Annotated in this window: 7 protein-coding genes; 3 read left to right on the forward strand and 4 right to left on the reverse strand. The window is 47.5% G+C overall.

Features of this window, described 5'->3' with window-relative positions:
• Positions 1-72: 72 nt before the first annotated feature.
• A complete protein-coding gene (galU, locus tag S2091_RS20020) occupies positions 73-951 on the forward strand; it encodes a UTP--glucose-1-phosphate uridylyltransferase GalU (RefSeq protein ID WP_105533741.1) in 879 nt (292 codons plus the stop codon).
• A gap of 9 nt (positions 952-960) precedes the next feature.
• On the opposite strand, the gene S2091_RS20025 is transcribed toward galU, so the two are convergent.
• Complete coding sequence (locus tag S2091_RS20025) at positions 961-1,326, reverse strand: hypothetical protein (RefSeq protein ID WP_105533751.1); 366 nt, start codon at positions 1,324-1,326, stop codon at positions 961-963.
• Positions 1,327-1,437: 111 nt separating this feature from the next.
• Between S2091_RS20025 and ycaO the strand changes: the two genes are divergently transcribed.
• Positions 1,438-3,177, forward strand: coding sequence for a 30S ribosomal protein S12 methylthiotransferase accessory factor YcaO (ycaO, locus tag S2091_RS20030; RefSeq protein WP_105533742.1), 1,740 nt, complete (start codon positions 1,438-1,440; stop codon positions 3,175-3,177).
• A gap of 42 nt (positions 3,178-3,219) precedes the next feature.
• On the opposite strand, the gene S2091_RS20035 is transcribed toward ycaO, so the two are convergent.
• Both S2091_RS20035 and S2091_RS20040 read right to left on the reverse strand, forming a co-directional pair.
• The gene (locus tag S2091_RS20035; RefSeq protein ID WP_105533743.1) at positions 3,220-3,474 is read right to left on the reverse strand and encodes a type II toxin-antitoxin system RelE/ParE family toxin; all 255 of its coding nucleotides are present in this window, start codon (positions 3,472-3,474) and stop codon (positions 3,220-3,222) included.
• Positions 3,474-3,743, reverse strand: coding sequence for a CopG family ribbon-helix-helix protein (locus tag S2091_RS20040; protein ID WP_105533744.1), 270 nt, complete (start codon positions 3,741-3,743; stop codon positions 3,474-3,476). Before S2091_RS20040 ends, S2091_RS20035 begins: the two co-directional genes overlap by 1 nt.
• A gap of 250 nt (positions 3,744-3,993) precedes the next feature.
• On the opposite strand from S2091_RS20040, the gene S2091_RS20045 reads away from it, so the two are divergent.
• Complete coding sequence (locus S2091_RS20045) at positions 3,994-7,989, forward strand: hypothetical protein (RefSeq protein WP_105533745.1); 3,996 nt, start codon at positions 3,994-3,996, stop codon at positions 7,987-7,989.
• 45 nt (positions 7,990-8,034) lie between these two features.
• Here the strand turns inward: S2091_RS20045 and S2091_RS20050 are convergent, their stop codons facing one another.
• Positions 8,035-9,897 carry a DUF885 domain-containing protein gene (locus tag S2091_RS20050; RefSeq protein ID WP_105533746.1) on the reverse strand — a complete coding sequence of 621 codons (1,863 nt, stop codon included), beginning with the start codon at positions 9,895-9,897 and terminating at the stop codon, positions 8,035-8,037.
• Positions 9,898-10,273 lie beyond the last annotated feature (376 nt).

Below are 10,273 nucleotides of genomic sequence, written 5' to 3' on the forward strand. Positions count from 1 at the left end.
GGGTGGGCACGTCCTTGTGCCCACCCTACTAAATAAGCAATAACTCAGCAGATAACGAATCGAGTTTAAACAATGACAAAAATTACAAAAGCAGTATTCCCGGTAGCCGGTTTAGGCAGTCGTTTTTTGCCAGCCACCAAAGCACAACCGAAAGAAATGCTGACGTTAGTTGATAAGCCGCTAATTCAATATGCAGTAGAAGAAGCGGTTGCTGCCGGCATTACTGAATTAATTTTTATTACTGGCCGCAATAAACGCGCCATCGAAGATCACTTCGACACAGCTTATGAGTTAGAGGCTGAATTAGAAGCATCGAATAAAACTGCGTTATTGGAACTGGTTCAAAACGTCATTCCCAAATCAGTCAGCTGCATTTATATCCGTCAACCAGCCGCTTTGGGTTTAGGTCACGCAGTTTTGTGCGCAAAACCGGTAGTTGGTGATAGCCCGTTTATGGTGTTGTTGGCGGATGATTTCATGCTAGCCGAAGCCGGACAAGCCAATACCACCGAACAAATGGTGGCTTTGTATGCACAAGAACAGGCCAGCATCGTTGCAGTACAAGATGTGCCGCGTGAGCAAACCAAACAATACGGGATCGTTAGCGGAACTCCTTATAAAGACCGCCTGGAGCGGATGTCAGGCATAGTTGAAAAACCAACACCAGATCAAGCTCCGTCGACTTTGGCGGTAGTGGGGCGCTATGTTCTGGATGGGAGAATTTTCTCGTATTTGGAAAAAATTGGTAAAGGTTCCGGCGGTGAAATTCAACTGACTGACGCGATTGCCGCTATGTTAAAAGACCATCCGTATTTAGCATACCGCTTCGCCGCAACCCGCTACGACTGCGGCAGCAAATTGGGTTATTTGAAAGCCTCCATGGTGCTTGGCATGTTGCACCATGAAGTCGGTCCGGAATTTACTGCGTATTTACAAAGCATGAAAGCTTAAAAAACGGATTTAAAACCGATATTCATCCACCAGATGTTTGTTAAAGCTATATTTTGTGCCGCCTGCTAGTTTGTCTGCTAAGCGTTTAGGATTGGCGGCGGAAATAAAGATATCGGCGATGCCGTCTTTAATACGAAATTTGGTGGCTGGGCTTAAAATGGCGCTTGGTTTTAGCACTAGATGTCTGATAATGCCGGCTTTTTCACTGCAAAGTAAAAAGTGGCATTCTTTACGAAAACTAGTTAAGGGAATATTCATCCACCAACCTTCGTCGTCGACATTACGCACCACTTGGGAAAATTGGGTATTACCTGAATTTAGCGCGTTAGAGCGCATTGATTCATTTGCGATTTGAATTGCTGTTTCTTTGTTCATGTTAGTAGGGCGCATTCATAGTTAAGTCGTCAGTTTAGCGTATTTGCTCAATTAGTCTGAAATTAACTGACTTTCCCTTATTCCCTTTTTCCTCACTTTTAACAGGCTCCTATGCAAACCGAAAGCTTTATACCAGGTAAAGATGCCTCTTTAGAATCCACTATTGCCACCATGAGTGCCAAATTGGCTAGCCGTGGTTTTGTGTTAAATGAATCTTCCTTGTTGAATGAAATTGAAGGAATCTGGTCGACGCACGTTAAAGACAACGACTGCCCGATGTTATTCGCCAACGGTAAAGGCAGCTCAGAATTGGCGGCGCGAGCTTCCGCTTTTGGCGAATTTTTTGAGCGCTTAGGCACGCATTATTTTTGGACGCATTTTTACTTGGGTAAAACTCGGGCTAACCGTCCGTTTGTGCATTATCCGCAAGAGCGTTGGTTTGCTCCAGGTCCGGACGCAAGCTGGCCAGACGAATTGCTCAACCCAACATTGCGTGAATTTTATAATCCTGATGACGGTATCGGCGCTGAAGTGTTAGTTGATTTAAATTCAGGCAATGTCGAACGCGGTATTTGCGCCTTGCCATATAAACGCTTGAGCGATGGCGAACAAACCTGGATCCCGGTCAACATTATTGGCAACCTGTATGTCAGCAACGGCATGGCAGCCGGTAATACTATGATGGAAGCGCGTAGCCAGGCCTTGTCGGAAATATTCGAGCGTCACATTAAATACCGCATCATCAGCGAAGGCTTATGTTTGCCGGAAGTGCCGGACGAAGTTATCGCTCGTTTTCCTAAAATTGCTGCCGGTATCGCTGGTTTGCGCAAAGCAGGTTTCGGAATTTTGGTGCGCGACGCTTCGCTGGATGGAAAATATCCGGTGATGTGTGTGACGTTGTTGCATCCAAAAGACCAAGGAATTTTTGCTAGTTTCGGCGCACATCCACGCTTTGAAATTGCATTGGAACGGGCATTAACTGAATTGTTACAAGGCCGCGCATTAAACACGCTAGAAGGCTTCCCAGCGGCCGGTTTTGATATGGATGAAATCAACGCAGTCGCTAATTTGGAAATTCACTTTGTCGATTCAAGTGGCGTGATGAGCTGGAAGTTTTTACGTGATACGCCCGATTTCCCATTCGCCGACTGGAACTTCAGCAACACCACTGCCGAAGACTACGCATGGTTATGCAATGCCATTCACGCCGAAGGGTATGAAATTTATATCGCCGACTTTGAAGAGCAGGGCGCGTATAGCTGCCGGATTTTAGTGCCAGGCATGTCGGAAATTTATCCGGTGGAAGATTTAGAGTGGGAAAACAATAGTATCGGTAACCAGATTCGCCCAGCCCTGGTGCGTTTGAATGAATTAAGCGAGGCGGAGTGCCGTACTTTGCTAGACGACTTGCAAACTATGAACGTCAGTGAAGAGCGTCCATTGTGGGAAATTCTGGGTTTAGCCGCGCAAGTTGGTAGCGCTTGGAAACAGTTACGGATTGGTGAATTAAAAACGTTGCTGGCTTTAGCAATCGGTGACCGGGATGGCATTTTAGAAGGCTGTGAATGGATCCACCATTTCAATGATTTAAGTGCCGACCGCCGATTGGTTTATCGCTGCATCGAAAGCATTTTAAAACTCGAAGAGCTGGAAGATGAAGACGAAGAAGCGCGTGAAGATTATTTACGTCCGCTGATTCTTCTGTTCGGTGAAGAAAATTTCCGCTTAGCCGAAGCTTTGTTAGATCGTAGTGAGCGGTTTTTTGGTTTGGTTACGCTTGGTGATGATTACCAAGGTAGCGCAATGCATCAGACATTGTTAGCGGCTTACGATAAATTGTTTGCTAGTTAAACCCTGTGTACGCGTGAGGAGCTAGCGCTCCCCACGCGTATGCTAGATACGAAGCAAGTAGATTGTAGATGCCAATATTTCGTAACGCATTTCATAGCGACCAACAAAAATCCTGCGTACTTCGCGCAGTTCGAACTCTTCCAACCTTTCGCCAATACGCGGATTAACCAACAAACTGCTTGGTGCCGCCGTCAGTGCCCGTATGGTTCGTGCCGCAGCTAGCTTATTCACTGCTGTCAAGAACTCATGGTGCCGCGCCAAATCGGATAGTGCTTTATTGGTCCACAGCAACTCCATTAGGGCGGTACCGGTAAAGGATAATCGGTGCTGAGGCTATCTGCCCATGCAAGTACGGCTTGGTGATCTATTACGTGTCCGTCATCTACATCGGACATGGCCTGGCGAGTCAGACGGTTGCGTTCCTCCTCTTGGTCTACCCAAGCGGTTAACGCTTGCTTGATTATCCAGCCGCGTGATCGTTCTAGACGAGAAGCCATTTGATCAATTTTATCGGCAAGCGGCAACGGTACGTGAGCTGTCAGTACTTTTGTTTCTGCTTGAGCCATGATTCTTCCTTTGCGTATGACGATTTAAATTCAATCATACTGATTAGATTTGATTAAAGTAATCTGATGGTCTATTTAATATTTCTATATGGAAATATTGTTTGATTTATTTCAAATAAGCACGCAATTCCCCCTTCTTTTCAAGCAATGAACCCGCAATGAATTGTTGATAATTCATTCTGAAGCGGCTTGTCTATGCATGCGCCTCTATCGCCGATGCCTCTATTACTGAATTAAGTGGGAGTAGCTTATGGATATCGAACATTCGCAGCAACAGAACCAGGATGACGAGCACATTGGTGGAATGGGTAGCCATGAGCGCGTAATGGATCTCAAGTCGATACGTGCCGCCATTGCACGGGTAGAAGCGGAAGCGCGCGCGACGGTTGCTGCTGAAAACCGGGCCTTTGTAGAAGCACGAGCGCGCGCAGTTGCAGAAGATCGGGCTGAATTAGATAATCAGGCACTGCTGGAAGCAGAACAGACATTGCAACTGGAAGAGCAAGCTAAAATTGCCAGTAAAAGTCGTTGGCAGGCAGAGCAACAGGCGCGACTCGCCCAGCAAATACGAATTGCTGCATCTCAAAAAGAAATACAGGCAATCGAAGCGCGGGTGCAAATGGATGCACAAGCAGCACAGGCATCTAAAGAGCGATTGCAAGTAGAGCAATACGCTCGTGAGCAGGCAGAAGAGCAAATTAACTTAGAAAAATCATTAAGTGAACGCGCTAAACAAGCTGGCGAACAATATAAAAATCAGGCAGCCATAGCGCGTGAGCAATGCGTGCTGCTGTCTGAAACAGAAACCGCGGCCAAGCAGGAAGCAGCTGCCCGTGCGCAATCGGAAGCCAAATTAGTTGAATTGGCCCGCACTGAACAAAAAATCGAAAACTCGGCAAAAATACGCGCCGAAGCTTTAGTAGAGTCGCAAGAAAAAATGTTGGCAATTCGTGCAGAGCGCGAATTAGTTCAAGTAGCTGCTTTGCACTTAAGTATGCAAAATACCTCAACTGAGGTTTGGGCATTGGAACAAGCTAAAGCTCATGCCAGTGTTTTAAAAGAACAGCTGTCCATTTTTGAGGCACGTTCTGAAACGGAGCAGGCCGCAACGCATGCTTTAGAAACGCGTTTAAAGGCCGAGCATGAGCTGCAACAAGCTGCAGAACGCCGTTTATATACTGAAAGTATGGCGGCCACTACAGCACAAGCCCGCCGTTCTGCCGAACAGAAATTGCAATTTATAGCTGAACAGCGCATCGCTACCGAAAAAGCCTTGCAAGATCAAGCATGGCAACAGGTAGAGCAACAACAAAAAGCCGAGCAAGCGGCGCAGCTGCGTTTACAACATGAGGCGGAAGTCATTCAACAAGCGGCTTTACGCGAACAGGCTGATCAAGATGCGCTGCACTTACTGCAACAATCATTACAAAGTGAGCAGCAAGCTAAAAAATCGGCAGAACAGCGTTTGCAGCTAGCTCAGCAAGCAGCCGATGCCGCGCTGGCACAGCAACTTTCCGAACAAGCGCAACAAGCCGCACAAGCTGAACATACCCGCTTGCAACGTGAAAATAGTTATTTGCATGCGCAAGAAGCCGAGCAAGCGCGGCAATTAGTGATTGTTGAACGTCAGCATTTGCAGGCATTACAAACGGCCAGGCAATTGTTGGAGCAACAAAAAGAAAATAAGCAGCAGCTGCTTAAGCAGGAAGAGCAGCAAGCAGCAACCTTGCAAGCGCAAAATGGTGTGCTGAAGATGCAGGAGCAGGCTGCGCTAGCTGCGCAACAGATTAGCGCAACAAGTTATCGCGCCGGTAAATTATTGCTGCAACAAAATGTGCACTACAGCGAATTAAAACGTCAAGAGGCGGAAAATTTAATCGAAAAAGGGCGGCAAACGCTGGAACTGGTACAGCTGCAACAACAACGGGTTGAGCAAGAGCAGCAAACTTTGCAACTGCTGCAAAAGAAAGGATTGCTTGAACAAAAACGGGCCCAGTCCGCGGCGGAGGTTGCGGCGGCAACACAGGAAAAAATAGATCAGGAACAACGTTCATTTGTATTAAACCAGGAACAATGTTTAGCTGAACAAGAGCAAAAACAGGCTTTAGAGCAGCAATGTGCGGAACAACAAAAAATTATTTTAGCTAAACAGGCGCAAGTCAAAGCAGAACAGCATCAACTAGCTCAATTACAAGTGCAGCGCGAAGCACAGCGTCAGGCGGCACTTGCGGCATTAGAGCAAGCCAAACAAAGTGTTAATTTGTCGCAGGCTAAATTGCGACATGCCCAGCTCGAACAGGAAGCAGCGCGGGCTATGCATGAAAAATGTCAGGCAGAACAAGCGTTGTGTGAGCAAACTCAGCAACGTAAAGCTGCCGAGCTGGTTCAAACCGGTGTTTTGCAGCAGCTCACTGAGCAGGAGCTGGCAGCACAAAATGCGATACATGAAGCTACCCGTTTAACTAGCGAACGTTTAATTGCAGCCAATGCGCAAACGGCTTTACGTCAACAGGTTTTATCCGTCGCCGAGGCGAAGCAGCAAATTGCGGCAGATTTATTAGGGCAAGAGCAAAAAAATTATGAGCTAGAGCAGCAAGCACAGCTGGCTGAGCAGCAAAAGCTGGAAACACAACGTGCTCATCATCAGCAGTTACAGCAACGCTTGGTTGAAGAACAAAAAAGCCGTGATTTGCATCAACAAAATTTGCAGCAAGAACAAGCCGCGACGCAAGCGGCATCCTTAATTAGCCAACAAAAAACGGCACTATTACAGCAAACAACCCAACTCAGTTTAAGTAGGCAGGCGGTGCAACAGTTATTGGCGACCAAAGAGCAAACTGCAAAAAAATTAGCCGAAGAGGTGCAGGAACGTAATCAATCGGAACAGCTGTTACTTCAAAAGATGGTTGATGCAAGGGAGCTAATTGAGCAACGAATTGCAAAAAACAGGCATCTTGAAAAAGCTCAGCAACAACGTGTGCAAGAAGAGCAGCACGCGATTCAATTGCTGGAAGAGCGGCTGCAAACAGAACAGGAACTGACTAAGTTACATCAACAACGCAGTCTTGCTGAACAGGAAGCCAAAGACTTATTAGAGTCTAGCTACGCCGAGCAACAAGCGCGTTTAACCCAAATTGAAAAATTAGCACGGATTAATGCACGGTTGACGCAGCGTGCGCAGCAGTTAGAGCAAAAGCATTCAACTGAATTACAGGCGATTAAGACCTTGCAACAGCAGAAAGTACGCGATCAGCAGGCGGCTGTTTTAGCCCTGCAACAGCAACGACTGGCTGAGCAAGAAAGTGTGAAAGCCGTCGCCGAACAAACCGTACAACAAAAAAATCAGGCGCAGCTGGCAAGGCAACAATGTCAGCATGAGCTTGAAGCGCGGCAAGCGTTTGAAGCGGAATGTGCTGCTCAACAAGCTATTACCGAGCAAAGCAAATTGCAGGCCGAAGCGGCTTTGCAATGTCAGGCCGAGAAACAGCAGCGCTTACAAGAAATGCAGCATTTAGTTGAATTAGAGCAGCGCAAAACAAGCTTAGAGCAGCAAATGCGTGATGATTTAAGTGTGAAATTGGCGGCGTTACAGCGGCAAATAAGCATTGCCAAAACGCGTGCTGAGTTAGAACATCGGCAAGCGCATTGCAATGTACAACGTACTCAAGTTGAACAGCAGGCTTTGCAGTTGTTGCAAGTCCAGCATCAAGAACACGAGGCCTTTTTAGCTAATGAAAAACAAAAAATGCTGCATTTGGCGAAAGGGGTTGAGCTAGCTAGGGAGAAAACGCGGCTCGAGCAGGAGGCTGCTAAAAAAGCTGAGTCTGACACGCAGCAACAGCAGCATTCTTTAGAATTAATGATGCAAAAATTGGATCAGCAATCGCATAAATCGCAGCAGCGCGAGTTAGCGGCCCAACAGAAATTAGAGCGGGAAATAGAAGCGGAAATGACACAGGCAACTCAGCTATCAGCGCAATTGTTTGAACGCTTATCCTGTCAGCAATCAGGCAGTAAAGAATGGGTGAGGCGCGCCCGTTTGGTGTTGCAGGAAGCTCCATCACCACTGCGTCCTGTAGCGAAGTCGCCTTATCGGCGAATGGCCGGCGTCATCGTTGGAGTAGTTGCCTTAATTGGTGTTTCCAGCGCGACTTTTTTACCGCCTGCGGCGGCGCCTGGGCTGGTAGCGCATGCTGCTGTTGCAGATCTTAAAATGAGTTATTCGTTAGCGGATAAACGGAATTAATCGCAGATTGCAAAGTGGGCACAATCGTGTGCCCACTTTATTGCTTTATGCTGTTTTTGCTCCCGCAATGTAGCGATCAATCACCGTCGGCAATACCGTTAACGGTACACCAGCGCTAGTCACCAATGCATCATTAAAGGCGGCGAGATCAAATTTAGCTCCCAATTCGGCCTTAGCCCGTTCACGTTGGCGCAGGATTTCGTTGTGCCCCATTTTGTAGCCACACGCCTGTCCTGGAGAAACCGCATAACGATGGACTTCGCTGGTCATTGCACCAACACCGCGGCCGGTATTTTCAACCATAAACTGTATCGCTTGTTTCGCGGTCCATTTCATTTCATGAATACCCGTATCGACAACCAGGCGGCAAGCGCGGAATTGTTGTGCTTGCAAATAACCAATTTGGCTAAACGGATCGTTAGCGTAAAGTCCAAACTCGTCCACCAATTGCTCTGCGTACAATGCCCAACCTTCAACAAAGGCATTGAACCCGATCAATGATGAAATAAGCGGTAGTTCAGCATGATGTTCGGCTAAATACGCGCCTTGCCAAGCGTGACCGGGAATACCTTCGTGTGCGGTTAAGGTGGAAAGCTGATCCCTTGGCCACAGAGTAGTTGACTTCAAGTTGATGTAATAAATTGCCGGACGTGATCCATCTAGTGAAGCGAAGTTCATGTAGCCGAGTGGCGCACCAGCCTCAATGTCTTGCGGCACGCGTTTGACGACTAGCGGTGCTTTCATGTTGAGGTGTGAAATCTTCGGCATGAGGGCGCGCGCGGCGGCCACGCGATCATTGCAGAAAGCAATGATTTGATCGCGGCCCTGATCATTGTCAGCATAAAACCTGCTTGGGTCCTTGGACAACGCCAGCATACGCGCGCCGACTGTTCCATGCGAGATTCCTTGCGCTTTGAGAATGGTATCAATACGCGCTTGTAGCATTTTGTTTTGTTCTAGGCCAATTGCATGAATTTCGCGTGGGCTGCTAGTCGTTGAGGTGCCGAGCTTTAATGCCCAAGCGTAATAGGCAGCGCCATCGGGCAAATGATATACGCCAGCAATGTTTTTTGCCTTAGCAGTCGCTTTGGCAAAGGCCGTAATTTGACGGTCAAGCGCAGGGTAGATCTTGGCATTCACCAATTGCGTCGCACGTACTTCCCAGTCACCGTCGATACCAAGTTTTTTGGTGCGTTCCGTGATGGAGGTGACTAGCTTTTGGCTCGCAGTTGGCGTCTTGCGATAGCCACTCAATTGTCCGAGCGTTGTGCGTGCAATAAAGTCTGGGGGCATGATGCCCTTGCTGGCTTGTTCGGTAATACGGGCAGTTTCCTGATCTAGTACCGTAGCCAGTGCCGCTACGCGCGCCAAATAGCTTTCGGCATCATCCCGATTTAAAATCTGGTGCTGCGAATCGAGAAATTCTGGTGTCCGCCACAAAGCACCATCTTGTTGCGTGACCGGATACGGTGACGCGCCACCAAAGAACCCACTTGCCGCATCACCATAGGAAAAACGTGTACCAGCTACGCCTTCGCTAGCGGCATACTGCACTTTGTCGTAGACGATTTGTGTTTCGGGGCTGAGCGTTGCCCTATTTACGGTAGACATTCTGCTTAACATCGATTTGACTTGGTCAGTCCATTGCGCATCACCCTCAGGTGAGGCGTCGCCGAGTTGCGATTTGAGCGCAATGCGAGTGCCAGAATCTAGCCCGAGAGTTGTAGCCGAAGTCGGTGCCAGACGTAGAATTTCTTCAGCAAAATCACCCAGCATGGTTGAAAATTGGGCATCGCTTGCTGTCGCAGTTTGCGCAAGAACCAAGCGCGGCATGGCAGAAACGGCCGCAGCGGTTAGTGTCATTTTCAGCACTTCGCGGCGTGAATAGTGAAACGAGGTATCGGTCATGGCATCCTTTTAATTTTGATTGTGTGGAGGAAACTACTAAATCGAAGTTGCTGCATACTCAGGAGCTATGTCGTTAGAATCAGTTTCTGATTTGCAAGTTTTTAAAGCTTACACATCTACTATTGTCTTGTCTATGCTCTATTTAGTGCTTGAAGGGAATTTTGAATGGGTTTAAAACACGAAGCTTGTTTTTCGATAAATTTAATCTGTCCGCATGCTTAATTATGGGCAATAAAAAACTCGCTATTATGAACTGCACCCCAAAAGTTGGACATCCGTCCAAACTTTTGGGGTGTTTTCATGAGTAAGTATTCAAAGCAATTCAAACTAGCCGTTGTTAAACGGTATCAGGAAGGTTCAACGGGTTATAAAGCCG

The organism is Solimicrobium silvestre (genome assembly GCF_002976435.1).
GTDB classification, from domain to species: Bacteria; Pseudomonadota; Gammaproteobacteria; order Burkholderiales; family Burkholderiaceae_D; genus Solimicrobium; species Solimicrobium silvestre.